This window comes from Microbacterium sp. CFBP 8801 (assembly GCF_014839455.1).
Lineage (GTDB): Bacteria > Actinomycetota > Actinomycetes > Actinomycetales > Microbacteriaceae > Microbacterium.
Genome location: NZ_JACYNU010000005.1, coordinates 1 through 26294 on the forward strand (window position 1 = coordinate 1; position 26294 = coordinate 26294).

Below are 26294 nucleotides of genomic sequence, written 5' to 3' on the forward strand. Positions count from 1 at the left end.
CGTCCCCGATGAACTGACGAGCGCGGTCGTGCGCGACCGCCTCTCGCAGGCCGACGCCGCCGAGGGCTTCCTCCTCGACGGGTATCCGCGGAACCTCGCCCAGGTCATGCACCTCGACGAGTTCCTGGGCGGACGCGACGAACGTCTCGACGCGGTCATCGCCCTCGTGGTGCCCCGCGACGAGTCGCTCGCGCGCTTGACGGCCCGTGCGGCCGAGCAGGGCCGCGCCGACGACACCGAAGAGGCCATCGCCACGCGTCTGGGCATCTACGAGCGCGAGACCGCGCCCATCCTCGACGTCTACGGCACGCGCGGCATCGTCGACGAGATCGACGGTGTCGGCGGGCTCGACGAGGTCACGGCACGCATCTTCGCCGCCCTCGAGGCGCGCGGAATCGCCCCGTCGGCTGTCTGACGTGGCGCTGCGTTCCTCCATCTACAAGAAGCCCGCCCAGCTGCGGTCGATGATCGAGCCGGGTCTCATCACGGCTGACGCTCTGGATGCCGTGCGCGCACGGGTCGCGCCCGGGGTGACGACCCTCGAGCTCGACGCCGAGGCATCGCGCGTGATCACATCGCGTGGAGCGGAATCGAACTTCCAGATGGTGCGCGGCTACCGTCACACGATCTGCGCCTCGGTGAACCAGGAGGTCGTGCACGGCATCCCGAACGACCGGCCGCTGCAGGCGGGCGACATCCTCTCGATCGATGCCGGAGCGCAGTTCCGCGGGTGGAACGGCGACTCGGCGTTCACCGTCATCGTGCCCGGGGATGCCCCCGAAGAGGTCGTCTCACCGCGTCGCCGGCTGTCCGAGGTGACCGAGGGGTCGCTGTGGGCCGGGATCGCGGCGCTCAGTCGGGCCACCCACCTCGGCGAGGTGGGTGCGGCGATCGAGCAGTACATCGCCGACAATGCCCCCGAGGGCGGGTACGGCATTCTGCGCGACTACGTCGGGCACGGCATCGGACGCAAGATGCACGAGTCGCCGAGCATCTTCAACTACGCCGTGGCGGATCGCGGACCCGAGGTGCGCCCCGGTCTCGCGGTGGCGATCGAGCCCATGGTCGTCATCGGCGACCAGCAGACCTTCACCGAAGACGACGGGTGGACCGTCTCGACCGTCGACGGCACGGCCGGCTCCCACTGGGAACATAGTGTCGCCGTGCATGATGGGGGCATCTGGGTTCTCACCGCGCACGACGGCGGTGCCGAAAAACTGGCGCCGTTCGGTGTGGTGCCGAAGGAGATCGATTGATGATGATGGCGGCTGCACGCAAGTCCACGAACTGGTTCGCGATCGGCGTCACCGCCGCCGCGCTCGTGGTCGTGCTGATCGTGGGCGGGGTGGTGTGGTTCGCCAACAGCCAGGCGACCTCGGCCGGCACCCTGCCGCAGGCGTCGGCGGTCAACACCGACACGGGCGCCATCGCCGTCGGCTCGGGTCCCAAGACGGTCGACACCTACGTCGACTTCATGTGCCCCATCTGCAACCAGTTCGAGCAGAGCTACGGGCCCACGCTCGACCAGCTCGTGCAGAGCGGTGAGATCACGCTGAACATCCACCCGATCTCGATCCTCGACAGGCAGTCGCAGGGAACGCAGTACTCCACTCGAGCGGCGTCGGCCGCGTACTGCGTAGCCGTCGACGACGCCGCGAACGTGCCGGCCTTCGTGAAGGCCCTGTACGCGCAGCAGCCCTCGGAGGGAACGGCCGGTCTCGACGACGCCACCCTTGCCTCGATCGCGACGACGGCCGGAGCCTCGGATGCCGTGGCCTCCTGCATCTCGGATGGCACGTATACGAAGTTCGTCACCGCGATGACGCGCGAGACGCCCCTTCAGCAGGGCGCGGCGGGAATCTCGACCCCGACCATCGCGGTCGACGGCACGGTGCTGACCAACCAGACCGATCTGTCGGGCGATCCGCAGAAGGACATCGTCGCGCGCCTCAACGGGTGATCGCGGCCCCGGCGAGTTGCCGGGTCTCGTGATACCACGTATGCTTGATCTTTGGTGCGTTGCGCCTTCATTGGCGTGTCGAAGCACCGAATCCCCATCCACCGCAGACCAGCCGGTCTGTCCAGAGCGTGAGCGAGTATATGGCGAAGAAAGACGGTGTCATCGAGATCGAGGGCACGGTGTCCGAAGCACTGCCCAACGCGATGTTCCGTGTCGAGTTGACGAACGGGCACAAAGTGCTCGCGACGATCTCGGGCAAGATGCGACAGAACTACATCCGTATCATCCCCGAGGACCGCGTCGTCGTCGAGCTGAGCCCGTACGACCTCACTCGTGGTCGTATCGTCTACCGCTACCGCTGAGCCCGGCTGAGAAGTAACGATCCGCATCCGCGGATCGAAGACAGCGAAACAGGAACATCATGAAGGTCAATCCCTCCGTCAAGCCCATCTGCGATCACTGCAAGGTGATCCGTCGTCACGGGCGCGTGATGGTGATCTGCAAGAGCAACCCGCGTCACAAGCAGCGCCAGGGCTGAGTTCGCTCAGAGCTCGACACTTTTCAACTGAATACACACCGGCAGGATCAGATCTCGCCCGCGTCAGCGGGCGGGGGACACCTCGGGGCGGAGGCCCGAGCACCGATCCTGCTTCACACCTCCACGACACTCTGAGGAGAGCCGCATGGCACGTCTCGCCGGCGTCGACATCCCGCGCGACAAGCGCGTGGTGATCGCACTTACTTACATCTACGGCGTGGGTCGCACCCGCTCCGTCGAGATTCTCACGGCAACGGATATCAGCCACGACATCCGCGTGAAGGACCTCACCGACGACCAGTTGGTCGCGCTTCGCGACTACATCGAAGGCACCTACAAGGTGGAGGGTGACCTCCGTCGCGAGGTCGCCGCCGACATCCGCCGCAAGGTCGAGATCGGTTCCTACGAGGGCATCCGCCACCGTCGCGGCCTCCCGGTGCGCGGTCAGCGTACGAAGACGAACGCTCGTACCCGCAAGGGACCCAAGCGCACCGTCGCCGGCAAGAAGAAGGCGCGCTAGGCCTCCGCCGGCGCAGGATTCAGGAGAACCGCACATGGCACAGGCCAAGTCCGCAGCGCGCAAGCCGCGCCGCAAGGAGAAGAAGAACATCGCCGTGGGTCAGGCCCACATCAAGTCGACGTTCAACAACACCATCGTTTCGATCACCGACCCCTCGGGTGCCGTCATCAGCTGGGCTTCGTCCGGCGGTGTCGGGTTCAAGGGCTCGCGCAAGTCGACGCCGTACGCCGCCGGCATGGCCGCGGAGTCGGCCGCTCGCCAGGCGCAGGAGCACGGCGTCAAGAAGGTCGACGTCTTCGTGAAGGGACCGGGTTCGGGTCGTGAGACCGCGATCCGTTCGCTCACGGCTGCCGGCCTCGAGGTCGGCTCGATCCAGGACGTGACGCCCCAGGCTCACAACGGCTGCCGTCCGCCCAAGCGCCGCCGCGTCTGACGCGTCCGTTCCCGGGGAGTGCTCGTTGCTCCCCGGGAACGCCGCGCTTACGCGCGACTCAGACTTCCGGATGCCACGGCTCACCCTCGGCGCATCGCTCAGGTGACTCGGCATCCAGCGAGTACAACTCAACACCTCACCCCATTACACGTGTCATATAGCGGGCACGTGATCGAAAGGAACACATAGTGCTCATCGCACAGCGTCCCACTCTGACCGAGGAGAAGATCGGGGAGTTCCGCAGCCGTTTCATCATCGAGCCGCTGGAGCCCGGTTTCGGTTACACGATCGGCAACGCGCTGCGTCGCAGCCTTCTGTCGTCGATCCCCGGCGCGGCCGTCACGAGCATCCGCATCGACGGCGTTCTGCACGAGTTCAGCACCATCCCGGGCGTGAAGGAAGACGTCACCGAGATCATCCTGAACATCAAGCAGCTCGTCGTTTCGAGCGAGCGCGACGAGCCCATCACGGCGTACCTGCGCAAGACGGGTTCGGGCGAGGTCACCGCCGCCGACATCTCCGCCCCGGCGGGTGTCGAGGTGCACAACCCCGAGCTGGTCATCGCCACGTTGAACGACACGGCCAAGTTCGAGCTCGAGCTCACCATCGAGCGCGGCCGCGGCTACGTCTCGGCTACGCAGAACCGCAACGAGTACGCCGAGGCCGGTCAGATCCCGATCGACTCGATCTACTCGCCGGTGCTCAAGGTCAGCTACCGCGTCGACGCCACGCGCGCCGGAGAGCGTACCGACTTCGACAAGCTCGTCCTCGACGTCGAGTCGAAGGCGTCCATCGCGCCGCGCGACGCCGTGGCGTCTGCCGGTCGCACCCTCACCGAGCTGTTCGGTCTCGCCCGCGAGCTGAACGTCGAGGCCGAGGGTATCGAGATCGGACCCGCCCCCGTCGAGACCGTTCTCTCGAACGAGCTGTCGATGCCGATCGAGGACCTCGATCTGTCGGTGCGCTCGTACAACTGCCTCAAGCGTGAGGGCATCAACACCGTTTCGGAGCTGGTCGCCCTTTCGGAGACGCAGCTGATGAACATCCGCAACTTCGGTCAGAAGTCGGTCGACGAGGTGCGCGACAAGCTCACCTCGCTCGGACTGTCGCTCAAGGACTCGGTGCCCGGTTTCGACGGCGCCCAGTTCTACAGCGGCTACGACGAAGAAACCGTCTGACCCTGTCGGACCCGACCGAACCTTCTACTGGAGTAATACGACATGCCTAAGCCCACGAAGGGTCCCCGCCTCGGAGGCGGCCCGGCCCACGAGCGTCTGCTTCTCGCGAACCTCGCCGCAGCGCTGTACACGCACAAGTCGATCAAGACGACCGAGACCAAGGCCAAGCGTCTTCGTCCGCTCGCCGAGCGACTGATCACCTTCGCCAAGCGCGGCGACCTGCACGCTCGTCGTCGCGTGCTGTCCGTGATCGGTGACAAGGGTGTCGTGCACACCCTCTTCACCGAGATCGCGCCCCTGGTCGCCGACCGTGAGGGTGGCTACACCCGCATCACGAAGGTCGGAAACCGCAAGGGCGACAACGCCCCGATGGCCGTGATCGAGCTCGTCCTCGAGCCCGTCGCGAAGAAGGCGTCGAACAAGGCCGCCGCGGCTCCCGCCGCCGCAGCCCCGGTCGCCGAGGAGCCCGTCGCCGACGAGGCCCCCGCCGAAGAATCCACCACCGACGAGGCCGCCGACGCCGGCGCCGAGTCGCACGAAGAGGGCGCAGCGGCCGAGGCCGCAGCCGAGGACGCCGTCCAGAACGACGCCAAGGCCTGAGTTCTCCCTCTCGGTACGATGCCCCCACCCTTCCGGGTGGGGGCATCGTCGTTTCACCGGCGTCCTTCGGCAGGGTGCGCGGGGGAGGGGTGGGAGATCACCCCGCGTAGGCTGATCGGGTGCGCATTCGTCTCGACATCGCCTATGACGGAACGAATTTCCGCGGATGGGCGCGTCAGCCGGGTCTGCGGACGGTGCAGGGCGAGATCGAAGGGGCGCTCGAGCGCATCCTCGGCGGAGACCCGCGCCTCGTCGTCGCCGGCCGCACCGACGCGGGCGTGCACGCTTCGGGGCAGGTCGCGCACATCGACCTCGACGCGGGGCAGATCGCGCGCCTTCCGCGCCGGCGGCGTGACAACGACGAAGCGGATGCCGTGACGGCCCTGGCGGGCCGTCTGCGCGGCGTTCTGGGCTCGTATGCCGACGTGACGGTGCGCTCGACGACCGTGGCTCCCGAGGGCTTCGACGCGCGATTCTCGGCGGTCTGGAGGCGCTACTCGTACCGCCTCGCCGACGCCACGACGGGCTACGACCCCCTCGATCGCCTGCGCACGACCGCGGTGCGCAGCACCCTCGACCTCGCGGCGATGGATGCCGCGGCGCAGCGGTTGATCGGCCTGCACGACTTCGCGGCGTACTGCAAAGCGCGAGAAGAGGCGACGACGATCCGCACGTTGCTGGAGTACGACTGGCGCCGTGCCGACGACGGCGTGCTCGTGGCGAACGTGCGCGCCGACGCGTTCTGCCACAGCATGGTGCGCGCGTTGGTCGGTGCGTGCGTGGCGGTGGGCGAGGGGCGTATCGAGGTCGACGATGTCGTCGCCATCCGTGACGCGAGGATGCGCATCCCGGAGACGAAGGTGCTGGCGGCCCGAGGATTGGTGCTGGCCGAGGTCGGATACCCGGCCGACGACCTGCTCGCCGCCCGCGCGGAGCAGACCCGTCGGCGGCGCGACGACGAGTGAGGCGGCATCCTGATCCCCTCGGGCGGAACGGGTGCAACCCCACCGCTGGCGCAGATCGCTCGGTCGTATGCTGTGATCGCCATGAAGGTCATCTCGTACAACCTCAACAAGCACCGGGCCGCCGGTGAACTCGTCGCTCTCGTCGAGAAGCACGAGGTCGACGTGCTGTGCCTGCAAGAGTGCGACAGCACAGACATCCCGGAGCGCATCGGTGGGCTTCGGCTCGCCGACGCGACGCAGCGCAACAGGCTCGGGCTCGCGCTGTACTACCGCGAGAACGCCTACCGCGCCGAGGACGTCCGGGCGATCAGCCTGAAGAAGTCCCTGCACGACTACGTGCTGAAGCCCGCCGAGGAGCGCATGCTGGGCGTGCGACTGCGCGACATCGACAGCGGTCGCGACATCATCGTGGCCTCGTTCCACGCGGCTCCACTCACGGCGCTGAACTCGTTGCGGCGCCACCAGATCCGCACCGCTCTCACCGAACTGCAGAACCTCGGACCGGGGCTTCCCGCCCTCATGGTGGGGGACTACAACTACCCGGTCTTCAAAGAGAACCTGGGGCAGAAGGTGCGCGACCAGGGGTATGAACTGACCCTCAGCGATACCCGCACGTACACCCGGTACCGCTTCTTCCGCGGGCACTACGACTTCGCGACGTCGATCGGCTTCGACATCGCGCACATCAAGACGCTGCCGCAGGGCCTGAGCGACCACCTGCCGATCCTCATCACCGCCGAGGTGACGAACTCCCGTCCGGCGAGCCTCGAGGCCCACATGGACGAACAACGCTGAAGGGGGCCGCCCGAAGACGGCCCCCTCCGCGTTCGCGGCGGTGACTCAGGCGGAGGCCGCCTGACGGCGACGGCGTACCGCGGCGCCCACGGCGACGGCGCCACCGGCAGCGACCAGCGCTGCTCCGGCGATCCAGAAGCCCGTGGTGCTGTTCGCGTCGAAGCCCGTGACGGCGAGCCCGCCCTTCGAGGTGTTGTCGGAGGTGGGCGCGGTGACGACGACGCTCGAGTGCAGCACGACCTTGCTCGAGAGGCCGGTGAAGGTGAGGTAGTACGTGCCCGTCGCGTTCGAGGGGAGCTTGATCGCGACGTTGAGCTTTCCGAACGCGGCGGTGGTGCTCAGTGAGTTGTTCGTCTGCACCGCGACCGACCCGAGCGTGACGGCGCTCGCGTTGGCTCCCGTGATCGAGATCGCCACCTGCTCGTCGGTCTGGAAGGGGGCCGTCGAGGTGGTGAACGTCGCGGAGCCGCCCGGGACAACCGTCGACGGCGACACCGAGACGGCGGCGGGGTCGGTGTACGCGTTGGCGGCCGTCGGCGCCATCAAAGCGGCCGCGGCGAGTGAGAGGGCGGCGACGGCCCGGATGATCGTGGTCTTCATGATGTGCCCCATCTGCTTGGCGTAGTCGAGCCGGTGTGCTGAGTTCGAAGTGGTGCTCGCTCCCCTGAGATGAGGGAAGGCGACTCCTCGTCAGAGTCTCGGGGAACCGTCGCGCGCGCACCCTTGCGCTGCGCCAGGTTTCACGTCTCGCCGTGCCCGACTTCACCCGGGCGTCGGGCGGACTCAGCCTCGCGGGAAACGGCACTCGCCCCCGCGCGGGATCTCCGACGGATCGCGCGTCGGGGTCGCGTGAGCGCCGAGCTCGGCGGTGCGGGGGAGCTGCACCTCGAGATCCAGCTGCGCGCGCTGCCCGGGTGAGAGGGTCACCGACCACTTCACGACCTCCCGCCCGTGCGCGGTCCCCCCGGCGAAACCGGGAGCGGCGGCGGTGTCGCCGCCGGTCTGACGATCGAGGAGCCGCGCCCCCTCGGGGAGGTAGACGTAGACCCCCGTCAGGGCGTCGCCGACGGGTACGCCGTACTCGCCGCCTCCGGTGACGTACGCCGGGAGCGACGCGGGGTCGGGTGCGTCGCTGCGCAGCTCGACGTGCAGCGACGCGCGGTCGGGGCCGCACCAGGCCGTCTCGACCTCGGGGTGCAGGTAGTAGTCCATCTTCGAGCCCGTGCCGTCGTTCAGGTACACCCCGAACATGCTGCGGGTCGCGTCGGTGGCGGGCAGCGCACCCTGGAACGGGGTGCCGTCGAGAATGGCCTGGGTCTCGGCATCCGCGTTCCACACCAGCAGGCGTCGCTCCTCACCCGCTCGCGTCACCGCCGAGATGAGAGCCGTCGGATCGGCGCGCCCTGCGGCGAGCGACTGGAACACCGCCGTCGCGGCGCTCTGGAAGAAGGCGTCTTGCACGTCGGGATCGTCGTAGCGGCGGTAGACCTCGTCGAGCAGCAGCGAGACCGCGTTGTCGGCGGTCAATTCCTCGCCCGAGGGCAGTGCGACCGGGCCGGTGGCGCGCAGCAGGTACGACAGCGTGACCGGGTCGAGCGTGACCACCCCGTCGACCGAGACACCGTGCAGGCGCCGCCACATCTCGCGCGCCAGGGGCGCGCCGACGGAGAAATCGGGGATCTGCGTCGAGTTCTGCACGAAACGGGCCGGGCGCGTGTCGAAGAGCGCGCGGTCTTCGTCGGTGAGGGGGAGGACGGGACCCGCCTCGGCGACGCCGGTGAAGTCGCTCGACGACGCCTGCGACACGAGCGAGATGCGGCCGCCCGCCGTGTCGACCTGGGCCACGGCGCCCACGACTCCGCCGAGGGAGCGCCACTCGGCGTTGTTCTGGAAGAGAACCAGGTACGAGCGCGGTCCGTCGGCGCCGAACATGGTCGGCACGATCTCCGTCGCCCGGTGCAGCGAATCGGCGCTGTCGGCGGCGCGGATCAGCAGGGCCGTCGACTGTTCTACGGTGCGGGCGAGATCGCCGAGAAGGGGTGCCCGATCGATTCCGGACAGATCATCGGCCGCGCGACGCAGCGCCGCCGCCGCGAGGGCCGCGGCGGGTTCGACGGCGGCGATCCGCGCGACGTCGATGGTGCCGTCGACGGGGGTCAGCGCCGCCGGGCTCAGGTCGGACGCCGACGCGGCCAGCGGGGTGAGGGCGTGCGCGGCGACGTCGTCCAGGGCCGCCGCGGAGCGTGAGACGGCGGCGAGCTGAGGGCCGACCCACGGCAGGTGGGTGGCCGCCCGCCAGACCGGATCGCCCGTGAGGGCCGCGGCCGCCGCGGTGTCGTCGCCGATCGTGGCGAGGGACGCCATCGCGGCTGAGGGATCGTCGACCGCGGTGGCGGCGGCGACCGTCGCCTGCGCGGAGCGAAGGTGGTCGGCGGCCAGCCCCGCTCGCACCCCGACCCACGTGGCGCCGCCGAGGCCCGCGACCAGGAGCAGCGCCACGGTCCACGAGAAGACGCGTGCGGCCACGTCGGCCGGACGGCGAGGGGTGTCGATCACGCGAACACCCTAGACGGGGCCTTCGGTGGTGGCGCGACCGGGTCGCCGCGGGCGTCTTACACTGGGCAGAGGATCCGGGGGAGAGTACATGAGGCTCGCAGCGCGCAGAAGCAAGGCGATCATCGGGGTGACCCTGATGGGGGCGACGCTCGTGGCGTTGACCGGGTGCGGAGCCCCTCCGTGGGCCCAGGGCGGCGCGCAGGCGTCGTCGTCGGCGTCTCCCACGGCCGCGAACAGCGCCGCACCGCAACCGGTGCGCAACGATCTCTCGAGCGGTTCCACCAAGAGGACGCTGACCGCGGGAGCAGTCGGCGCAACGGTCGACTACTGGTCCACGCTGTCGATGGACCGCTGGACGCCGACCGCTCTCAAACCCGTCAGCATCTCGATGGTGACAACGGTGACGCCCGACGACGGTCAGAAGGTGTACCTGCAGCGCGCGACCATGACCGCGGTTCCCGGCAACGCCTCGCAGTCGTTCGCCCCCCTGACGGCCCAGAGCGATCAGACGGACGCGCCGGGATATCTGGTGCTCGCCCCGTACAGCTACTCCCAGACCTTCAACGTCGGCGAGGTCCCCGATGACTCCACGTTTGTCACCCTTCAGTTCACCTTCGAGTTCCTCGTTCAGACCACCCCGAACTCGAGCGAGTTCGCGAAACAGACCGCGACCGACACTCTGACCGTCGCGATCGCCGGGGGCGGCCAGGCCACACCCGCGAGCTGATCAGCCGCGCACGCGCTCCCAGCGGTCGCCGCCCTGACGCGTGGCCGTGGCGGCGGCATCGTCGGCCGCGGCGATGAGGGCGCGGAGGTCGAAGTCGGCCGCCTCGGCGGGGACCCATCCCACGCTCGCGGAGAGCTGGACGTCGATATGGCCCGAGATGTCCACCTCGGTGATGCGGCGGAGGGTCTCCCTGACGTGCTCGCGCAGCACGGTGTCCGGGCGGGCGAGGACCACCACGACCCGTCCCCGTGTCTCGCAGCCGAGGTCGGCTTCGGCGGGGAAGGAGTCGGCGACGATCCCCTCGAACTCCGTGACGAGCCGGCCCCAGCTGCTCTCGCCCGCGGCGCTGCGCAACTGAGCGGGGTCGTCGAGACGAACGGTGAGAACCGCCCACGACTGCTCACGAGCGCGCCGTGCGCGAGCGAGGCGATCGGATGCCGTGGCGACGAAGTGGGGCCACGACGAGGCGGAACGGGTCCCCGTGGGGGAGACCGAGGTGAAGTACAGCAGGGACACCGTCGCGCAGACGAGGTACACCAGCATGGCGAGACCGTTGAGGACGCGGGGGAGCGTGAGGTCGCCCATCTCGGCGGGGGCGGCGACGCCCGCGACCATCACCGCCGCCCCGAGCGCCACGAACGTCGCCGAGACGATGGCCAGAGGAAGGGCGAGGCGTTCGAGCCGATCGGCCGCCCGGAGCAGCTCGAGGTTCGTCAGGCCCGCGAAGACGGCGGCGCCGAGGAACGCGACACGGAAGGCGAAGCCGTAGGCCGAGAGATCGGGGACCACCACGAATACGGCGGCCGTCGCGACCGCCTGCGCGGCGCCGACCCAGGGCAGGGCCCGCACGCCGCGTCGGGCTCGGAAGCCAGACCAGACCAGCGCGGGGGCGCCGAGCATGAGTCCGAGCCCCGCGCGCCGGATCGCTTCGTCTTCGACGATCGATCCGGCTACAGAGACCCAGGTGCTCGTCATCGCCAGCACGAACGCCAGCGACCAGAGCAACGCCGACCGCGAGGGGCGGTGCAGGAAGCCCAACCCGATGAGCATCACGGTGCCCACCGTGGCGACGGTGGCCTGGGCGAGACCCAGGTTGGAGAGGGCGTCGGCGGGGATCACGAGGACTCGGCGGGGGTGTGCGCGGGCAGCACGACGGTCACCGTGGTGCCGGTGCCGAGCTCGCTCTCGATGAGGAGGGAGCCGCCCTCGTCTTCGATGATGCTGCGGATGATGCCCATGCCGAGCCCGGTTCCCGGAGTCGAGCTCTCGCGCACGGACTGCGCGCGGAAGTACGGGTCGAAGACACGCGCCAGATCGGAGGGATGGATGCCGATACCCGTGTCGGCGAAGCGGAGGATGACGTCGTCGGGGGTGAGTTCGCCCGAGATGAGGATCGAGCCGCCGGCCGGGGTGTACTTGATGGCGTTGCTGAGGATGTTGTCGAACGCCTGACGCAGCCGGAAGGCGTCGCCGACGACGGCGGCTGTCTCGGGGAGGTCGTCGACCACGCTGACGCGCCGGGAGGCTGCCGCCGGGCGGAAGGATTCCAACGACGACGCGATGATGCGGGTGGCGTCGGCGACCGAGGGGGCGTTCTGCTCGCGGAAGACCCCACGCGAGTTCGCGAGGATCTCGGAGATCAGCTTCTGCATGCGCTCGCCGGCGCCGGCGATCACCTCGAGCTGGTCCCGCACCTTGGGGGTGAGGCCCGGGTCGTCCAGTGCGAGGTCGGCGTGACCGATGATGGCGGTGAGCGGGTTGCGCAGCTCGTGCGAGACGGTCGCGGCGAGACGCTCGCGCGCGCGCTCGGACTCGATCAGCGCCGTGATGTCGTGCACGATGAGCAGCGTGCTCTCGGGTTCGTCCGAAGAGATGAGGCGCCGCGTCGACACCGACAGCGCGTGCCACTCGCCGTGGGTGTCGAAGAGCCACGTGCGTTCGTCGTCGAACTGCTCGCCGCGTGCCGCGCGGGTGAACGGGCGCTCCGCCTCGGGCAGCGGGTCGCCGCGAAGAGTGGCGTACTCGACGGCTCCCCCCGGACGCTGGGACTCGTCACGCTCGATGCCGTACAGGTCGACGTAGGTGTCGTTCAGCGCCAGCACCTCGCCGTCGGCCGACAGCCGGGCGATGCCGGTGTCGAGCCCGTTCAGCATCTGCGAGACGCGGCGCTCCTGCCCCGACACGCGCTGCAGGGTGCCCTGCAGGCGGCTGGCCTGCCGTCTGAGCAGTTGCTTGAACGCCCGCGTCTGCCGGGCCGAGAGGAACGACGTGATGGCGATGAACGTGAGCGAGAGCAGCACGACGATGAGTCGCAGAGCGGTGACGGGTCCCGCCGCGTTGACCGCGGCATCCACCACGATGATGAAGCCCACCGTGGCGAGCGCCGAGATCATGTACGCGAGGCTGAAGTGGGTGGCGATCCAGATGATCGGGAAGACCCAGAAGAAGCCGAACCGCAGATCGGTCCCGAAGCTCAACAACCCGATGCCGACGATATCGGCGAAGGGGATCGCGGCGACCGCCGCACGCGGGAGGCGGTGCCAGGGCACGACGATCGCGACGGCCGTCAGGGCGATGATCACACCGACGCCCGACGAGAACGGCCACAGGAGGAACAGGGTCGGTTCGAGGGCCTGCACGAGCAGTACCGTGATGACCACGCTCGCCCCGAGGACGAGCTGCAACAGCCACACGGAGCGTGTGTAACTGCTGGGTCCGGTGCCGTCGTCGTCCTGTGCGCTCACGGGAGGAACCGCCGGCGGCACGCTCCTCATGGATGCCATGAGATCGAGTGTATAGAGAGTGGTGTAGTCTTCTGCGCGCCATCCTGTCTCTGCTCGCCGCACGTGCCCTTCTGGGGCGCGGTGCCCGGTCAGACTCCCCCTGAGGCCTGCATCCCGCAGCGTGATGGTCGATTCTCGACCTCTGCGCGCCTTGCGCCGTTACCTCAGGAGACACCTGTGAGCACGCCCCTCCGCCGTCGCGCCCTGCGCGCGAGCGCCCTCGCCCTCGTTCTGGCTTTCGCCGGGCCGGTCGCGCTGACCGGCTGCGGCCAGATCAGCGACGTCATCGGTGCCTTCCCGGGGCAGGGGGGCAACCAGGCGGCCGTCGTCCCGACCCCCGCGCCGTCGGCGTCCGCCGACAAGCCGTTCGACTCGCAGTTCACGTACGACGGCTCGGTGTCGCTCTCGACCGAGGTCGCCGACGGCCTCGAGGTGCGCCTCGACGTGTGGGCGGTCAACCCCAAGCGCACGATGGAGTGGACGCCGACCAACGACAAGCAGTTGGGCTTCGCGGTCAACGTCGTCGACCACCGCGTCGACGAGAAGGCCGTGCTCGCTCAGAAGCGTCGCGTCTACGTCTCATCGCTGTCGGTCACGTCGCAGACCGCGCAGACCAGCGGTCAGGTGTCGAGCCCGTTCCAGTTCAGCGCCGACCCGCGCACGCTCGTCCCCTCGGACACGCTCCGTTCCGACCGCGGCCTCTTGCTCAACAGCTTCCAGGGCGGCCTGCTGGTCCCCACCACCTCGATCCGCCAGCTGCCCGGTGACACCTACGGCATCACGCTCGAGTTCGCCCTCAACGTCGCGGTCGAGGGCTCGGCCAACACCGAGACGTCGTTCGGGCAGCAGACGGTGTACCAGTACCTGCCGATCGCGATCTTCGCCGACAGCGAGCAGGGGTCGGCCTCATCGGGTTCCACCCCCGCCCCCGGCAGCGGTCGCGCTCCGGGGTGGGGGCAGTCCGGCAGTCAGGGCTGATCCCGCCCGCGCGCCCGCCGCGGGCGGCCGGGTAGGCGCAGCGGCTCAGCGAGGACGGAGACGGCGACTCTCGAGCAGGTGGGAGAGTTCACCGACCTCGGTGATCACGACGTGCTGGAAGGCCAGGTCGGGGACGTCGTCGTACCCGATACCCGGCATGCGGGAGGCGAACGCGCGTCGGACGGCGACCTCTTGCGNGCGGCGCGGGGGATCGCGTCGTTGGCGGCGTCGAGCAGCTGTCGCATCATCGTCTCGGCGCGCTCGGAACTGTGCGCGGTGCGGATGAGGTCGAGCTCGGGCACGCGGATGACGGTGACCTGGGCCGCCGCGGCGTCGGCGAGCAACGCCGCCGCCGCGGCGCGCAGTGATCCGCGATCGTGCTCCCGTGTTCCCGGAATCGGAGCGTCGTCGAGGTGGCGACCGATGCGCACGGCCGCGAGCGAGACCAGCGCGATGGCGACGGCGCTGACGGCGGCCGTGGTCTCGGCCGAGACGAGTCCGCGTCCGAGGAGGGGATCGAGGCCGGCGACCGCCACCACGGCCAACCGGGCGATGTTGTAGACGCCGTACAGGCCGAGGGTCCACGTCATCAGCCGGGCGCCGGACAGGTCCGCGAGCGGGCGGCGCGCCATCTCGAGGGCTCCGAGCGCGGCGAACACCGCGAGGCCGGCGGTCTTCACCAGCGTCGCATCGTCGAGGGGGACGAGGAAGGTGAGTCCGAACATCAGGATGCCGCCGGCACCGACGCTGATCGCACCGATCGCCGATCGGGCGTTCAAGCGCCGTGCTCCGGCCCAGAGCAGACCGACGGCCACCACGTTCGTGGCGTTCCCCGCCGCCGCAGCGGTGGTTCCGCCGCCGGCCGCCTCGAACAGGTTCATCGCTCCGCAGAGCAGCGCCGACACCGCCGACAGGTTGCAGTACCGCACGAGGTCTGCCCGGGCTCCGCCGCGATCGTCGCGGGCGCGACCGTGCGTGAGGACGATCGTGGCGAGAGCGAGACCAGCGGCGAGAATCGCGGCGAGGAGGGCGAGGAAGATCACGGAACTCTCGCCTCCTTCGGGGGGCCGGCGCAATCTTGAGCAAATCTTGCGGGGAAGAACGACGTGTGTCCTGGCCGTCTTGCGGCGAACCTACCAGAGTGGGTCTTGGCCGATCCGCCACCGCTCCCACAGGAAGACCACCGTCATGACCGATGCGCGCAGCTTCTCCTCCCCCTCCCGGGAGTTCTCCCACACCGCGGGCGAGCTGACGACGGGGGCTGTCGAGGAGAACCACGGCTTCGCCGACGACTTCTCCGCCGTGCTCGAGAACACCACGGTGCACCGCTCCACCATCGGGTGCGTCATTCCCGCGTACAACGAGGAAGAGTCGATCGCGGACGTCATCGAGGCGCTTCTGTCGCAGACGCGCGTGCCGGACGTGATCCACGTGGTGGTGAACAACACCTCGGACGCGACCGTCAAGATCGCTTCGGAGTACAGCGGCCCGCACGAGATCACCACCGAGCTCGGCGAGCAGTTCACCGAGGTGTTCGTGCACGACATCGGCAAGAACCCCGACAAGAAGGTGGGCGCCCTGAACTACGGGTACTCGCTGGTCGAGGGATACGACTACCTTCTGGGTGTGGACGGCGACACGATCGCCGATTCGAAGGCCGTCGAGTATCTCGAGACCGAGGCCGTCTCCGACTCGCGCATCGGCGGCATCTCCGCCATCTTCACGATCGACGACAAGCCCATCAAGGGCCTCGTGGCGCGATTCCTCACCGCGGGTCAGCGCACGCAGTTCGCCGCGTTCAACCTGCAGAACATGCTGCGCGGTCGAAACATGGCGGTGCTCGGCGGGCAGTTCTCGATCTTCTCGACCAACGCGCTGCGCGAGGCGATGAAGCAGAATCACCAGGTCACGCCGTGGGTGAAGGACTCCGAGGTCGAGGACTCGCTCCTCTCGCTGCAGATCAAGAGCGCCGGGTACCTGACGAAGATCAGCCCCTACGCCCGCGCCGACGTGGGCGGCATGACGACGCTGTCGGGCTACGACGCCCAGCAGGTGAAGTGGACCTACGGCGCCATCGAGCTCATGTGGCCCGGCCAGCGCGGCGACACCAAGGGGCAGCCGTTCCACCCGAACCTCCGTCTGCGGTGGTTCGAGAACTTCGGCATGCTGACCAACCTGTTCGTGCGCGTGGCGTTCCTCACGCTGCTCGCCGGCTCGCTGGCCCTCAACGCCTTCGTCTTCTCGCCGCTGTGGCTGATCCCGCCCGTCATCGCGATGCTGCTGAACCTGCGCATCGCACGCACCATCAAGTCGGTGGACCGCTCGGACATCCTCTTCGCCATCCTCTTCTTCCCGGCGGAGATCTTCATGTGGATCCGCATCAGCCACTTCGTGCGCTCCTGGACCCGATTCCTGTCGCGCAAGAAGGTCGACAACTGGGCCATGCAGGCCAAGGCCGAGCGCGGTGGCGGACTCGGCCACTGGACGCCGCTGGTCGTGCTGGTGGCTGTCGCCATCGCCCTCGCCGTCATCTGGATCATGGTCGGACCGATGGTGCAGTCCTCGATCCTCTGGATCGGCTGGCCCATCGTCGGTGTGGTCACCGTGCTCCAGACCGTCATGATGTTCACCAAGCTCGTCCGTCGCCACCACGGCTTCAAGGTCTGACGGACCGACGGTCTGATCGCCCGAATGCATCAGAAAGACGGATGCCTCGGCCCTGGGGAGGGTCGAGGCATCCGTGCTGTCGGTGCGGGTCGCGCGAATCAGGTGGGAGCGAGCAGCTCCGACGTGAGGCGGTATCCGACACCGCGTACGGTCTCGATGTATCGCGGGTTCGCGGGGTTGTCACCGAGTTTGCGTCGCAGGTTCGTCATGTGGGCCTCGATCGCCCGCTTGTCGGCCTCGCCGACGAAGTAGCTGGTGACGTAGGACTCCCCGCGGAGCACGAGCGTCAGGTCGGCCTTGCTGCGCACCCGGCGCTTGGACTCCATGAGGGTCGCGAGCAGGTCGAACTCGGTGCGCGTGAGTTCGAGCTCGTCGCCGCCCACCCGCACGAGGCGGCTGTCGGGGTCGAGCTGCAGATCGCGGTGGACCACCCACTGGGCGCCGGTGGGGGTGAGGTCGTTCGTGGCCATCGCGCCCGCGGCGGGGCGCGGGACGATCTCGGCACCCGCGGGTGCGGAGCGGGGGTCGGGGCCCTGCGAGGAGGGCACCACGACGGGAGCGCTCGGGGTCGCCACGGGGGGCGGTGTCTCGGTGCGAGGAGTGGGGAAGGACGGCCCGACATTGTCTTGGCGCGGGGCCGACGACACGGCGGGCCCGCCGCCGCGCGGGCGGCGCAGCAGCGCCTCGATCCGCGCGCGCAGTTCGCGAGGGCGGAACGGCTTCACGACGTACTCGTCGGCTCCGGCTCCCAGGCCCAGCACGACGTCGGCCTCTTCTTCGAGGCCGGTGAGCATGATGATGTAGGTATCGCTCTGCTGCCGGATGCGACGGGCGGCCTCGAACCCGTCGATGCCGGGCATGTTGACATCGAGCGTGGTGATGAGGGGCTGGTAGGCGATCACCGCACGGACGCCGTCGATGCCGTTGCCGACGGAGACGGTGGAGAAACCCGCCGCCTCGAGGACCTCGACCAACAGGTGTCGGATATCGGGATCGTCCTCGACGATCACCGCGGTCTTCAGCATTTCAGTGCTGTCGCTCATGTCACCCACTCTTCCGGCTTCGCACGCTGGCGTGCCCACGTTCTCCCCCGAGCCGCGGTGTCGCAGAGCGACGAGCGCAATCCTGGCACATATTCGGCCCATCCCGGCCCGATTGCGCGGGATGCGACGGGCCTCAGCCCCGCTCGCGCGCCAGTTCGGCGGCCGCAGCGGGCCACCAGGTTCCGGCCACCGGGCCGCCGTTGCATTCGCCGTCGCTCTCGCCCGGCGGCTTGATCCAGAGGTTCGTGTCGACGACGTCGTCGCCGTACGATCCCCCCGCGCTGCCCACCAGTCGGCCCGAGGGGTTGCACCACTCCGCGCCCGCGGGTCCCGCGCCGTTACGCGACGTGTCGATGACGGCGTGAGTGCCGCCGAGCTGTTCGGACAGCGCGTGGGCGTAGGCGAACTCCGCGGCGGTGTCCTGGTAGTTCGAGACGTTCAGGGCCACGCCGCGGACGTCGGAGAGCACGCCCGTCGAGCGAAGGAGATCGGCCATCTCGGTGACGGGATGCCACGCCGAGTGGCCGCCGTCGATGTAGATCCAGGTGTTCGTTCCGCGGATGTTGTCGACGGCTCCGCGCAGGTAGGACGCCCGGTCGGAGAACGAGCCGCAGGAAGAAGACAGTGCGATGCTGTCGGGTTCGAGCACGACGATCTTCTGGATGTCCGACGCATTGCCCAGCGCATCGCCGATCCGGGCGGTCCACTCGCGATAGGCGTCGGGATCGAGGCCGCCGGCGGAGTGGTTGCCGCAGTCGCGATCGGGCAGACCGTAGACGGCGATCGACAGCGCGGCATCCTGATCCCGCGCCTCGGCGGCCAGGTGCGCGACGCGGTCCCAGACCTCGTCGATCGGGTCGATCTCGGGGGTGAGCCAGTAGGTCGTCGGTTGGGTCGAGAGCCAGCTGGCGGCGTCGTTCTCGTCGGCGCTGCCGGCGGCGGCGCTCGCTGCCTGCGCGGCCTTGGACTCGTCGGGCGCCACGATGCGCGTGTCGACCGCGGGAGGTCGAGCCGACAGAGTCTGGAAGAGGGTGGTGACGAGACTTCCCACGACGGCGATCACCGCGATGAGCGCGGCAATCACGACGACCGCGCCAATCGCCAGGACGCCCCGGGGAACGCGGCGGCGGGGCCGGTTCGGGCGGTGTGTTCTCACCACGCTCAGGACTCTAGTCGAGCGTTCATCGGTCGGGGCCGCGTTAGCTAACCGAGGTGCCGATATAGGCTGTATCGGTGGGAAAATTGGTTTACAACACGCTCGGGCACTCGTTCGACATCGAAGATCGGACCCTGTCGCATCTGCGCCTGGTGTTCATGAACAAACTGCGTCGCGCGGAGCCGTTCATGTTCCACTACGCCCACGGCGACGGCAGCGGCACGCGGAGTCTGTGGATCCATCCCTCGATCCCGCTGGTCTTCCACTTCTACGGCAGCCGAGCCCCCCAGCTGAATCGGCGCTGGATCGACGACATGATGAACGAGGCCAGTTCACCCAACGGCCTTGCGGTCGGTGTCGAACCGGAACCCGACGGAGCCGTGGCGGTCGTGTGATCCGGCGTCAGCCGCACTCGGCGTCGACGACCTCGCGGACGCGGTCGAGGAACGACACGATCTGATCGGCGGTGTCGGCCGGGAGGTCGAGGGCGAACTCGCGGATGCGGGCGGTCACCGGGTCGATGGCATCCGGATCCTGATCCCGGTCGAACGGGACGACGAACTTGCTGCGTCGGTCCGCGGGGTTCGCCGCGAAGGTGATGAGACGGCCCGCGTGAAGGCGGTCGAGCATTCCGGTGACGGACGCCGTCGAGATGCCCAGCGCCTGGGCGATCTCGGTCGGGGTCACGTGGTGGCCGTCGTCGGTGCGCTCGAGGATGAGTCGCATCGCCGCACGCGCGTTCTCGCTGGGGCCGCAGTCGGTCTGCCGACGGCGGGAGAGCCGGGCCTCCGCCAGGCGGAGTCGTTCGACGGCGCGGGCTGCGCTCGTGGCGGGTTCGTCCGTCGCGATCGTCATACGCCTCCTGTCGGATCCGGGCGAGGTGACCGACAGTCTAGTTAGGTTAACGAGATTCCAGGCGGTCGATACGTCCTGGGGCGGCGTCCGATAATTCGCCTCTGTGACCGCATATCGTCGGATTTTCCTCGACGATAGTTAGGCGGCCTAGTAAAATCTGAATGCGAAATATCTCCCGAGGGAGACGTTCCTGGGCTTTCCGTGCTCCGGGTCGTCCGTACAGCCCATCTCTCTCCCCGACTCGTCGGGCGGGTTCGTTCTCGACCCCGAGCGCACCGACCTCGACGGCGCCCACGGCGCCCGCCTGACGCGTCCGCTCAGCGTTGGCCGGCGGCGTGCCGGTGAGCGATGACCGACATCCACTGCATCCCCGGACACGGCGGCGCCGAACGGCCGCGCATGCGCTCCCACGCCTCGACGTAGATGCCCTCGAGAAGGGCGTCGGCGGAGGCGGCGACGCCGGTGAGGGAGAGCAGCACCGCGTATACGCGCGGGGCGGTGGCGTCGTAGAACGCGACGAAGGCGTCGCAGTCGCCACTAGCGGCGCGGACGAGCAGAGCGTCCACGTCGGCGTCCTCACTCGCTGTAGATGCTGTCTCGGTCATCGTCATGGTCACCCCCTTCGTCGCGTATCGTCAGTCAACCGCGCAGCGCCTCGAGGACACGGGGCTTGCGCGATCCGGCCGGGTGGCGTAGTCGCCGCGATCCGTCGCGCAGAACGCGCGCGTCGTCGTCAAGCCCACCGGATCCACGTCTCGCGGCTCGTACCGTGGTCGCATGAGATCTGTCGTACGGTGGGCGCTCGCCCTGGCAATGCTCTTCGCCGGTGTATCGCATCTGACCTTCGCGCGCCGCGATTTCCAGGCGCAGGTGCCGGATGCCCTGGTCGAACGGGGGCCCCTCGACCGCGACGCCGTGGTCGTGGCATCCGGGGTCGTCGAAGCGGGTTTCGGCCTGGCCCTGCTGGTGCTGCCGAAAGAACGTCGCCGGGTGGGGGCCGCCCTCGCGGCCTTCTTCGTCGCGATCTTCCCGGGCAACATCGATCAGTGGCGCAAGCGCCGTTCGGCGTTCGGTCTGGACACCGACCGCAAGCGCCTCGTTCGCCTGTTCTTCCAGCCGGCTCTCGTCGCGGCGGCCTGGTGGTCGACGCGATGACCGCGCGATGAGCGACGTCACCAGCCTGGAACTGCTCTTCGACGACGACACCGACGCGGCCGTCCGACGCGAGTGGGACCTTCTCGTCGCGGCTGACCTCCCCAGCCAAGCTCGGCACACGGGCGAGAGCAACCGCCCGCATCTGACGATGCTGGTGCGCGGGACCCTCGATGAGATGGATGCCACGGGACTGGCTTCGTCGCTCCCGCTGCCGCTCACGCTCGGGGCGCCGCTGCTGTTCGGCGTCGGTCGCACCCGCGTCATCGCCCGTTCGGTCGTTCCCACATCGGCCCTGCTCGACCTGCACGCGCGCGTGCACGAGCGCGCGGGTGCCGGCGACGACGCCGACCACACGCGTCCGGGTTCGTGGACGCCGCACGTCACCCTGGCGCGACGCGTGCCGGTGGACCGGATCGGCGAGGCGCTCTCGGCGTTGGCACGAGGAGGCGGGGCGGACCTCGCGGGGCGGGCGACGTCGATCCGTCGCTGGGATGCCGCCACGAGAACGGTCTCGGACATCGCGTGACGTGGCACCCTGGAGGAGTGCTGACCGATGACGCCTTCGCCTTCTTGCGCGAGTACCACCTGGCCACCCTCTCGACCGTCGGCCGTTCGGGTCGGGTGCACTCCGTTCCCGTGGGCTTCACGTACGAAGACGGCATCGTGCGCGTCATCGGCTCGCGCGGCACCCAGAAGTTCGTGAACGCCGCGCGCAGCGGCCGCGCCTCGGTGTGCTCGGTCGCCGGGGCGCAGTGGATCAGCTTCGAAGGGTCGGCGCAGGTCACCGATGATCCGGAGGCCGTGGCCCGCGCAGTGGAGCTGTACGCCGCGCGGTACCGGCAGCCCCGTGAGAACCCGGAGCGCGTCGTGCTCGAGATGACGGTCGAGCGCACGCTGGGTTCGGCGGCGTTCCGGGCCTGACGGGCGTACCCTGGAGGTATGTCCTTCGTCACTCCTTCGGTGCCCTCCGGGCGTGAGGGGGTCGTCGGCGCGCGGAGCGCCGGCGGCACAGGCGTCGTGCGCGCCGCTTCCCCCGCCGTCTGACCGACGGGGCCCGCTCGCCGGTGTGCGAGCGACCACCTCGATCCCGTGTCGTCCTCTCGACCGGTCGATCACCTTCGCGCGTGCGCTCCTTCTCGCACGCACGTCTTCGTTCCGCCCGCGCGGGCGGACCCTCTCTTCGGGATACCTCCATGCACGCTCTCTCCGCCTCCACCCTCCGTTCCGCCTTCGTCAACGTCTCCACCCGTGAGCGCAGCGCCCTCACGGTGCCCACCGACATCGACACGTCGCCGTGGGACCGCCTCGACTACGTCGGATGGCGCGACGCCAAGTCACCCCTGCTCGGGTTCATCGTCGCCGAGATCGACGGCACGCCGGTCGGTCTGCAGTTGCGTCAGACCGAACAGCGCACCCGCACTCGCGCTCAGTGCTCGTGGTGCACCGACGTGACGCTGCCGAACGATGTCGTGCTGTTCTCCGCGCGACGGACGGGCAAAGCGGGCCGGGCGGGGAACACCGTCGGTACCCTGCTCTGCGCGGGATTCGAGTGCTCGCGCAACGTGCGTCGGCTGGATCCGCCCGCGTACCTCGGTCATGACGCCGCGGCGGCGCGCGATCGTCGGGTCGCGTCTCTGCGATCGCACGTCGACGCGTTCTTCCGCGATCTGCGCGACGGGGTCTGACCGCGCGGCGCGGGAGCGGACTCGTCGGGGCGAGGCCCTGCGCGGTCCGCTCTGCTGCGATACTCGACGCGGGGATCCCGGCATCCGCTGACCCCCCGATCGCGGGGAAGCCGCAACCTCCGACCGACGACGGGTCGGAGGACGCATCCCGTGCGGGACGCGGCCCCGGATCATGGTCGGCGAGGGGGACGCGCCCCGGCACGCCCGCCGAGCGCGCGGGCAGACCCCGACCGGCGGGTCCCGCGCAGGTGGGGCGCCCGTCGTCCGGTCGTCCCCGTTCTTTCGCGGACCTCCGCACCGGGGTGCTCGAGGGGCGCACGTTCGCGTCGTTGCAGGACTTCGCCGTCGCCGCGGTCCTCGAGGGCGGATACTCGGTGTCGACCATCGCGCGTCTGTTCCGCATCCAGCAGTGGCGTCTGCAAAAGTGGGTCGATGAGGCCGCCGCCGCGCCTCGGGTGAGATGGGGATGACACGGATGACGGACGTGACGGTGGACGATCGACTCGACGGTGTTCTGCGTGGCCTCGCCGACCGGGTGCGGGCCCTGCGAAGGGTGCGGGACTTCTCGGTCGCCGGGTTGGCTTTCGAGGCCGGCATTTCGGAGTCACGCGTCCGCGCGATCGAGTCGGGACGCGCGACGGCGTCGCTGGCGACGCTCGTCGCCCTCGCCGAGACCTTCGAGATCGGGATCGCCGAGCTCTTCGGCGGCGCCGTGCGCACGGCGCCGGGCGACGAGGCGACGCGCAGCGAATACGTGGTGCCGAGCGAGGTCGTGTGGGGAGGCGACCTTCCCCCGGCGCCCTGGATGAGCGCGCCCGCAGCGAAGGTCAGCCCGTACGTGGTGCCGAGCGAGGTGGTGTGGGGTGGGGAGCTCCCCGCTGCGCCCTGGAGTTCTGCGGTGGCCGCGCCGACCATGCCCGAGCCACCCCTCGCGCCCGTCCGGCCCGAGTCGACGGTCTATCCTCCGACGGAGCAGACGTGGGGCGGGCCGCTGCCGCCCGCGCCGTGGGTGCGCCACGAGGCGCCGATGCGCCCGCCGGAAGCCGCGTGGTCTGCGATGCACGCACCCGCGCCCAGCGAGACGGCGTCCCGCCCGGCCCCGCCGGCGACCGGCGTCGTCGCCTCGCGACCTCAGCCCGTCGCCGGCTCGGTCATGACCGGCGTCGAGCGTGCCCCGGCACTGCGTCGGCAGCCCCGCACCTTCACCGAACTGCGCGAAGGAGTGCTGGCGGACCGCGAGTTCCGCTCGCTGCGCGAGTTCGCCGTCGCCGCGGTCGTCGAGGCCCGGCATCCGGTCTCGGTCGTCGCCCGTGTCTTCCGCCTGCCCTCGTGGCGCCTCGAGAGGTGGATCGCCGAGACCGGCGCCTCTCCGCGCTGAGCCCGGGAGTCCGGGGCGTCGTCGCCGATGCGCCCCGGACCACGGCTCACAGGGCGCGGAGCTTGTCGAGCAGGGGAGCGGCGATCTCGTCGACGAAGCGCTGCTGCTGCTCGTCGCCGACCTGCACGATGGCGATGTCGGTGAAACCGGCGTCGATGAACGGCCGCACGCTCTCAGCCAGCTCATCGAGGTCGGGGCCGCAGGCGATCGACTCGGCGACGTCTTCGGGTCGCACGAACTGCGATGCGCCCGCGAAGCCCGCGGGGGTCGGGAGGTCGGCGTTGACGGCCCAGCCTCCGGCGAACCAGCGGAACTGGTCGTGGGCGCGTGCGATGGCGGCATCCTTGTCGGGGTCCCAGCTGATCGGGATCTGACCGATCTTGCGCGACGCGCCCTCGTGGTGCTCGTCCCAGCCCTGGACGATCTCGGCATCGGGCTCGGTGGTGATGAGGTGGTCGCCCAGGGGAGCGAAACGCGCGATCGAGTGCTCGCCCGACACCGCCACCCCGATCGGCACGCCGCCGTCGGGCGCATCCCACACGCGCGCGGAGTCGACGCGGAAGTATTCGCCGTCGTAGGTGACGAGGTCGCCCGTGTGCAGGGCGCGGATGATCTCGATGGCCTCGACCAGCATGTCCTGGCGGGCGTGGACCGCCGGCCATCCCTCACCGACGACGTGCTCGTTGAGGTTCTCGCCCGAGCCGAGGCCGAGAGTGAACCGCCCCTCCGACAGCAGCTGAAGGGTTGCCGCCTTCTGTGCGACGACGGCGGGGTGGTAGCGAACCGTCGGGCACGTCACGTACGTCATGAGCTCGACGTCGGTCGTCGCCTGCGCGACGGCACCGAGCACGGTCCACGCGTAGGGCGCGTGACCCTGGCTGGTGAGCCAGGGCGAGTAGTGGTCGCTCGAGACGAGGAAGTCGTAGCCGGCGCGCTCGGCGCCGACGGCGTAGTCGACGAGCGCCCGGGGGCCGCTCTGCTCGGTCATGAGGGTGTAGCCGAATCGCGTCATGACCGCCACGGTAGGACCGCCGAGGGACGCGTCCGCCGGGGTTGCGCACGACGCCCGGATACGGCAACGGGCCCACGGCGATCGCCGCGGGCCCGTCGTCGTGCGGGGTCAGTCCTCGGGTGCGTGGATGACCTTCTCGCCGTCGAACGTCTCGCGTTGATTCTTCTGGTCGTCGTTGCGGGTCTTGCGCAGGCTGAGGAACGTCGCCACGGCCACGGTCGCCGCGATGAACAGCAGCGAGAACCAGATCGGGATCTCGGGCACCCACAGCAGCGGCTCGCCGCCGTTGATGAAGGGCAGCTCGTTGACGTGCAGGGCGTGGAAGACGAGCTTCACACCGATGAACGCCAGGATGACGGCCAGTCCCTGCGCGAGGTACACGAGGCGCTCGAGCAGCCCGCCGATGAGGAAGTAGAGCTGACGCAGGCCCATCAACGCGAAGGCGTTGGCGGTGAAGACGATGTACGCCTCGTTGGTCAGACCGTAGATGGCGGGAATCGAGTCGACCGCGAAGACGAGGTCGATGAAGCCGATCGCGATGATGACGAGCAGCATCGGGGTGACGAAGCGCTTGCCGTCCTTCTTCACCGTCAGCTTGTCGTCGTTGTACTCCTCGCTCACGGGGAGGACGCGGCGGACGAACTGCATGAACTTGCCGTTCGCGGGGTCGCTGTCGCCGTGCGAGAACGCCTGGCGGTAGGCGAGGAAGAGCAGCAGGGCGCCGAAGATGTAGAAGATCCACGAGAAGTTCTCGATCAGCGCGGCACCGACGGCGATGAATGCGCCACGCATGATCAGCGCGATCACGATGCCGATCATCAGCACCTTCTGCTGATAGATCTTCGGCACGGCGAACCCGGTCATGATGATCAGGAACACGAAGAGGTTGTCGATCGACAACGCCTTCTCGGTCAGGTAGCCGGCGAAGTACTCGCCGCCGTAGGTCCACCCCGAGACGGCGCCGATACCGACGCCGAAGAGCAGGGCCAAGCCGATGTAGAACGCCGACCATCGAGCGGACTCGGCGATCGTGGGCTCGTGGGGCTTTCGCACGTGCGCGAAGAACTCGAAGACGAAGAACGCGATCGTGATCGCGATGGTGATGATCCAGACCAGGGGTGTGACGCCCAAGACGGCCTCCAGGGAGAATAGGTGTACGCCAGAACACCAAGGTCTCTTCCACCCGGCGAAGCGGGCCGACGTCCCGGGTCCACGATGGCGTGGCCGTATTGACGAGATCGTCGCGTGGGAGTACTCCCCTTGCTGCGCACGATTCTACGGGATGAAGATGTGCGTGGGTGGGCTGGACG

General features: G+C 69.1%; 31 protein-coding genes. 21 read left to right on the top strand and 10 right to left on the bottom strand.

From position 1 onward, the window contains the following. From IFR11_RS07475 to IFR11_RS07525, 11 genes are all read left to right on the top strand, one after another. On the top strand, window positions 1-415 hold a 415-nt coding region (locus tag IFR11_RS07475), incomplete at its 5' end, for a nucleoside monophosphate kinase (protein WP_191915738.1). Window position 416: 1 nt separating this feature from the next. Then, window positions 417-1256 carry a type I methionyl aminopeptidase gene (map, locus tag IFR11_RS07480; protein ID WP_082509262.1) on the top strand — a complete coding sequence of 280 codons (840 nt, stop codon included), beginning with the start codon at window positions 417-419 and terminating at the stop codon, window positions 1254-1256. Between the two features lie 5 nt (window positions 1257-1261). Further along, complete coding sequence (locus IFR11_RS07485) at window positions 1262-1960, top strand: DsbA family protein (RefSeq protein WP_244630657.1); 699 nt, start codon at window positions 1262-1264, stop codon at window positions 1958-1960. Between the two features lie 140 nt (window positions 1961-2100). Beyond that, a complete protein-coding gene (infA, locus tag IFR11_RS07490; RefSeq protein WP_013583992.1) occupies window positions 2101-2322 on the top strand; it encodes a translation initiation factor IF-1 in 222 nt (73 codons plus the stop codon). Between the two features lie 59 nt (window positions 2323-2381). Further along, a complete protein-coding gene (gene rpmJ, locus IFR11_RS07495) occupies window positions 2382-2498 on the top strand; it encodes a 50S ribosomal protein L36 (protein ID WP_005050492.1) in 117 nt (38 codons plus the stop codon). 145 nt (window positions 2499-2643) lie between these two features. Continuing rightward, window positions 2644-3018, top strand: coding sequence for a 30S ribosomal protein S13 (gene rpsM / locus IFR11_RS07500; protein ID WP_055833737.1), 375 nt, complete (start codon window positions 2644-2646; stop codon window positions 3016-3018). Window positions 3019-3052: 34 nt separating this feature from the next. Then, window positions 3053-3451: a 30S ribosomal protein S11 gene (gene rpsK / locus IFR11_RS07505; protein ID WP_013583990.1), complete on the top strand. Its 399-nt coding sequence runs from the start codon at window positions 3053-3055 to the stop codon at window positions 3449-3451. 188 nt (window positions 3452-3639) lie between these two features. After that, the gene (locus IFR11_RS07510; protein ID WP_055833740.1) at window positions 3640-4629 is read left to right on the top strand and encodes a DNA-directed RNA polymerase subunit alpha; all 990 of its coding nucleotides are present in this window, start codon (window positions 3640-3642) and stop codon (window positions 4627-4629) included. A 42-nt stretch (window positions 4630-4671) separates the two neighbouring features. Next, window positions 4672-5229: a 50S ribosomal protein L17 gene (rplQ, locus tag IFR11_RS07515; RefSeq protein WP_191915739.1), complete on the top strand. Its 558-nt coding sequence runs from the start codon at window positions 4672-4674 to the stop codon at window positions 5227-5229. A gap of 119 nt (window positions 5230-5348) precedes the next feature. Beyond that, window positions 5349-6194, top strand: coding sequence for a tRNA pseudouridine(38-40) synthase TruA (gene truA / locus IFR11_RS07520; protein WP_191915740.1), 846 nt, complete (start codon window positions 5349-5351; stop codon window positions 6192-6194). Between the two features lie 81 nt (window positions 6195-6275). Then, entirely contained in the window at window positions 6276-6989 is a 714-nt protein-coding gene (locus IFR11_RS07525) for an endonuclease/exonuclease/phosphatase family protein (RefSeq protein ID WP_055835835.1), read from the top strand. A gap of 45 nt (window positions 6990-7034) precedes the next feature. Here the strand turns inward: IFR11_RS07525 and IFR11_RS07530 are convergent, their stop codons facing one another. After that, complete coding sequence (locus tag IFR11_RS07530; protein WP_162242837.1) at window positions 7035-7589, bottom strand: hypothetical protein; 555 nt, start codon at window positions 7587-7589, stop codon at window positions 7035-7037. A 183-nt stretch (window positions 7590-7772) separates the two neighbouring features. Continuing rightward, entirely contained in the window at window positions 7773-9545 is a 1773-nt protein-coding gene (locus IFR11_RS16750; RefSeq protein ID WP_191915741.1) for a DUF4012 domain-containing protein, read from the bottom strand. 88 nt (window positions 9546-9633) lie between these two features. On the opposite strand from IFR11_RS16750, the gene IFR11_RS07540 reads away from it, so the two are divergent. Next, window positions 9634-10272, top strand: a complete 639-nt coding sequence (locus IFR11_RS07540; RefSeq protein ID WP_055833754.1) for a hypothetical protein — start codon at window positions 9634-9636, stop codon at window positions 10270-10272. Here IFR11_RS07540 and IFR11_RS07545 read toward each other — a convergent pair whose 3' ends face one another. Next, entirely contained in the window at window positions 10273-11391 is a 1119-nt protein-coding gene (locus IFR11_RS07545; protein ID WP_191915742.1) for a hypothetical protein, read from the bottom strand. It lies immediately after the preceding gene. Continuing rightward, a complete protein-coding gene (locus IFR11_RS07550) occupies window positions 11388-13055 on the bottom strand; it encodes a sensor histidine kinase (protein WP_244630658.1) in 1668 nt (555 codons plus the stop codon). The genes IFR11_RS07545 and IFR11_RS07550 overlap by 4 nt, the downstream gene beginning before the upstream one ends. A gap of 177 nt (window positions 13056-13232) precedes the next feature. Between IFR11_RS07550 and IFR11_RS07555 the strand changes: the two genes are divergently transcribed. Together IFR11_RS07555 and IFR11_RS07565 are read left to right on the top strand one after the other, a co-directional pair. Then, complete coding sequence (locus tag IFR11_RS07555; protein WP_191915743.1) at window positions 13233-14033, top strand: fructose 1,6-bisphosphatase; 801 nt, start codon at window positions 13233-13235, stop codon at window positions 14031-14033. Window positions 14034-15221: 1188 nt separating this feature from the next. Continuing rightward, window positions 15222-16700, top strand: a complete 1479-nt coding sequence (locus IFR11_RS07565) for a glycosyltransferase family 2 protein (protein WP_191915745.1) — start codon at window positions 15222-15224, stop codon at window positions 16698-16700. Window positions 16701-16798: 98 nt separating this feature from the next. On the opposite strand, the gene IFR11_RS07570 is transcribed toward IFR11_RS07565, so the two are convergent. Together IFR11_RS07570 and IFR11_RS07575 are read right to left on the bottom strand one after the other, a co-directional pair. Then, entirely contained in the window at window positions 16799-17743 is a 945-nt protein-coding gene (locus IFR11_RS07570; RefSeq protein ID WP_181015995.1) for a response regulator transcription factor, read from the bottom strand. Between the two features lie 133 nt (window positions 17744-17876). Continuing rightward, window positions 17877-18902, bottom strand: coding sequence for a glycoside hydrolase family 6 protein (locus IFR11_RS07575; protein ID WP_342030265.1), 1026 nt, complete (start codon window positions 18900-18902; stop codon window positions 17877-17879). Between the two features lie 74 nt (window positions 18903-18976). Between IFR11_RS07575 and IFR11_RS07580 the strand changes: the two genes are divergently transcribed. Further along, a complete protein-coding gene (locus tag IFR11_RS07580) occupies window positions 18977-19294 on the top strand; it encodes a DUF7882 family protein (protein WP_191915746.1) in 318 nt (105 codons plus the stop codon). Between the two features lie 7 nt (window positions 19295-19301). On the opposite strand, the gene IFR11_RS07585 is transcribed toward IFR11_RS07580, so the two are convergent. Further along, a complete protein-coding gene (locus IFR11_RS07585) occupies window positions 19302-19754 on the bottom strand; it encodes a MarR family winged helix-turn-helix transcriptional regulator (RefSeq protein WP_191915747.1) in 453 nt (150 codons plus the stop codon). A 317-nt stretch (window positions 19755-20071) separates the two neighbouring features. Continuing rightward, window positions 20072-20365 (bottom strand): hypothetical protein, encoded by a 294-nt coding sequence (locus tag IFR11_RS07590; protein ID WP_156458709.1) that lies wholly within the window; start codon window positions 20363-20365, stop codon window positions 20072-20074. Window positions 20366-20531: 166 nt separating this feature from the next. Between IFR11_RS07590 and IFR11_RS07595 the strand changes: the two genes are divergently transcribed. From IFR11_RS07595 to IFR11_RS07620, 6 genes are all read left to right on the top strand, one after another. After that, window positions 20532-20909 carry a DoxX family protein gene (locus IFR11_RS07595; protein ID WP_070408563.1) on the top strand — a complete coding sequence of 126 codons (378 nt, stop codon included), beginning with the start codon at window positions 20532-20534 and terminating at the stop codon, window positions 20907-20909. Between the two features lie 7 nt (window positions 20910-20916). Next, on the top strand, window positions 20917-21435 hold the full coding sequence (locus tag IFR11_RS07600; protein WP_055833785.1) for a 2'-5' RNA ligase family protein: 519 nt from the start codon (window positions 20917-20919) through the stop codon (window positions 21433-21435). Between the two features lie 17 nt (window positions 21436-21452). Next, window positions 21453-21830 (top strand): PPOX class F420-dependent oxidoreductase, encoded by a 378-nt coding sequence (locus IFR11_RS07605; protein ID WP_082509263.1) that lies wholly within the window; start codon window positions 21453-21455, stop codon window positions 21828-21830. 272 nt (window positions 21831-22102) lie between these two features. Then, window positions 22103-22594 carry an FBP domain-containing protein gene (locus IFR11_RS07610; RefSeq protein WP_191915748.1) on the top strand — a complete coding sequence of 164 codons (492 nt, stop codon included), beginning with the start codon at window positions 22103-22105 and terminating at the stop codon, window positions 22592-22594. Window positions 22595-22896: 302 nt separating this feature from the next. After that, complete coding sequence (locus tag IFR11_RS07615) at window positions 22897-23064, top strand: hypothetical protein (RefSeq protein ID WP_197978720.1); 168 nt, start codon at window positions 22897-22899, stop codon at window positions 23062-23064. A 5-nt stretch (window positions 23065-23069) separates the two neighbouring features. Further along, entirely contained in the window at window positions 23070-23972 is a 903-nt protein-coding gene (locus IFR11_RS07620) for a helix-turn-helix domain-containing protein (RefSeq protein ID WP_191915750.1), read from the top strand. Window positions 23973-24018: 46 nt separating this feature from the next. Here IFR11_RS07620 and IFR11_RS07625 read toward each other — a convergent pair whose 3' ends face one another. Continuing rightward, window positions 24019-24984 carry an LLM class F420-dependent oxidoreductase gene (locus IFR11_RS07625; protein WP_055833795.1) on the bottom strand — a complete coding sequence of 322 codons (966 nt, stop codon included), beginning with the start codon at window positions 24982-24984 and terminating at the stop codon, window positions 24019-24021. A 108-nt stretch (window positions 24985-25092) separates the two neighbouring features. Continuing rightward, entirely contained in the window at window positions 25093-26115 is a 1023-nt protein-coding gene (locus IFR11_RS07630; protein WP_191915751.1) for a TerC family protein, read from the bottom strand. Between the last annotated feature and the right edge of the window lie 179 nt (window positions 26116-26294).

Coding starts and splice junctions, on each gene's coding strand:
- IFR11_RS07570 (WP_181015995.1), bottom strand. CDS start 17,743: ATGAGCGACAGCACTGAAATGCTGAAGACCGCGGTGATCGTCGAGGAC.
- rpmJ (WP_005050492.1), top strand. CDS start 2,382: ATGAAGGTCAATCCCTCCGTCAAGCCCATCTGCGATCACTGCAAGGTG.
- IFR11_RS07620 (WP_191915750.1), top strand. CDS start 23,070: ATGACGGACGTGACGGTGGACGATCGACTCGACGGTGTTCTGCGTGGC.
- IFR11_RS07590 (WP_156458709.1), bottom strand. CDS start 20,365: ATGACGATGACCGAGACAGCATCTACAGCGAGTGAGGACGCCGACGTG.
- rpsK (WP_013583990.1), top strand. CDS start 3,053: ATGGCACAGGCCAAGTCCGCAGCGCGCAAGCCGCGCCGCAAGGAGAAG.
- IFR11_RS07600 (WP_055833785.1), top strand. CDS start 20,917: ATGAGCGACGTCACCAGCCTGGAACTGCTCTTCGACGACGACACCGAC.
- IFR11_RS07610 (WP_191915748.1), top strand. CDS start 22,103: ATGCACGCTCTCTCCGCCTCCACCCTCCGTTCCGCCTTCGTCAACGTC.
- IFR11_RS07550 (WP_244630658.1), bottom strand. CDS start 13,055: ATGGCATCCATGAGGAGCGTGCCGCCGGCGGTTCCTCCCGTGAGCGCA.
- rpsM (WP_055833737.1), top strand. CDS start 2,644: ATGGCACGTCTCGCCGGCGTCGACATCCCGCGCGACAAGCGCGTGGTG.
- IFR11_RS07530 (WP_162242837.1), bottom strand. CDS start 7,589: ATGAAGACCACGATCATCCGGGCCGTCGCCGCCCTCTCACTCGCCGCG.
- IFR11_RS07595 (WP_070408563.1), top strand. CDS start 20,532: ATGAGATCTGTCGTACGGTGGGCGCTCGCCCTGGCAATGCTCTTCGCC.
- IFR11_RS07565 (WP_191915745.1), top strand. CDS start 15,222: ATGACCGATGCGCGCAGCTTCTCCTCCCCCTCCCGGGAGTTCTCCCAC.
- IFR11_RS07540 (WP_055833754.1), top strand. CDS start 9,634: ATGAGGCTCGCAGCGCGCAGAAGCAAGGCGATCATCGGGGTGACCCTG.
- IFR11_RS07525 (WP_055835835.1), top strand. CDS start 6,276: ATGAAGGTCATCTCGTACAACCTCAACAAGCACCGGGCCGCCGGTGAA.
- IFR11_RS07485 (WP_244630657.1), top strand. CDS start 1,262: ATGGCGGCTGCACGCAAGTCCACGAACTGGTTCGCGATCGGCGTCACC.
- infA (WP_013583992.1), top strand. CDS start 2,101: ATGGCGAAGAAAGACGGTGTCATCGAGATCGAGGGCACGGTGTCCGAA.
- IFR11_RS07625 (WP_055833795.1), bottom strand. CDS start 24,984: ATGACGCGATTCGGCTACACCCTCATGACCGAGCAGAGCGGCCCCCGG.
- rplQ (WP_191915739.1), top strand. CDS start 4,672: ATGCCTAAGCCCACGAAGGGTCCCCGCCTCGGAGGCGGCCCGGCCCAC.
- IFR11_RS07585 (WP_191915747.1), bottom strand. CDS start 19,754: ATGACGATCGCGACGGACGAACCCGCCACGAGCGCAGCCCGCGCCGTC.